The 1324-nt window shown below is 62.1% G+C and carries 1 protein-coding gene; it reads right to left on the reverse strand.

Annotated elements, in window-relative coordinates; genetic code table 11:
- A partial coding sequence (locus tag ACXJL8_RS41320) for a TonB-dependent receptor plug domain-containing protein (RefSeq protein WP_456687063.1) occupies nucleotides 1–491 on the reverse strand: 491 nt, incomplete at its 3' end.
- Between the last annotated feature and the right edge of the window lie 833 nt (nucleotides 492–1324).

Here is a 1324-nt window from a genome sequence, read left to right on the forward strand (position 1 = left end):
AGCCCATAGGGCTCGATCTTGGGAATGGCGAAGTTGCCGCCGCCCTGACGCAGGCCATCCCGATAGATGCCGGTGTAAGTCACGTCGAAGCCGCGAATCGAGAAGCTGTCGAAGCGAGGATCGTAGCCGAACGCCGAAGTCGTGACGCCGGGCGTGTAGTTGACGGCGTCCTTGAGCGTCTGGACGTTGCGATCTTCCAGCTCCTTCCTGGTCACGACCGAGAGCGACTGCGGCGTTTCGAGCAACGGCGTGTTGGTCTTGGTGCCGGCGGAGCTGGTGGTCGCGACATAACCGGTTGWCGCTCCAGCTGCGCGTCCTGCCGCTTGCGGAGCCGGATTCCGATCGGCCGCCAAATTGGCGCGCCGGTTCGCCGCGGCCGCACGCGACGACCGTGTGCGCTGATTGGACGCGGCGGTGCTGCGGGTCTTCGGCGGGGTCGGCGCCTCGACGGTGACCGGCGGCAGGTTGCTGGTCTGTGCTTGGGAAGGCATGACGGATCCGAACAGGACCGAACCAAACAGCGTTACGTTGATCGCGGCTGTGGTTTCAAGCCAGCGATGTCTCCTCTCAAACGAAGCAATTCCCACCGACGATGATTCCCAATTCCGTTCGCACTGATATCGGCACGAACGCGCGTTGCTGCATGCTGACGCGCGTTGATCGATGCGGACTTCTATTGGTGCAGCGACGGAAACTCCACACGCGCAAAATAGAATTGCTTGAATCCGCGGTGAGCGATTTTGGAATGGTTCAAAGCGCGTTTTGACAATTTGAAACGCTTGCAGGCGGTGCGCCACGGCATGTCGCGACCCGTCGGGCAAAACACCTGCGAGGCGGTCGAGCCGTCGTCGCAAAAATATTCCACTTTACCGAAATTCGGAAATGGCGTATGTGTYGCCCATCCCGGCTTGACCTTGAGGGGCGATCTTGTGTCGTCATKTGTCGYGAGCCGGGTTGCGGTGGACGCGGCAGCGTCGGCACGAAARGGTGCGGGCAGGGCGGGTAGTCCCTGTGAGCYCGAAACCGCGTGCGGATGAGCGGCGCTGAAAGGTTCGTCTCGCCAGCATTCTTCCGGCAACGTCGACAACGCCGGAGGATAATGCGGCGAACAAGYGRGCCGCGCGTACGGCAAAACCGTGTGGTCCTGGCCGTCGTTGCTACGGTCAAGCCTGTCGCGGAGATGTTCGCGAGCCCAACCGGGCGGACGGCATCRTCAATTCGCGGGGCGAGGGAGGCCAGAAGGAACTCGGCTCCCGGGAGAGCACGGCATAAGCCGTCAACCCACTGCGCAGGGAAGGCCGAGTGATTGGCTACACCTGTATGC

Source organism: Bradyrhizobium sp. P5_C11_2 (assembly GCF_054049755.1).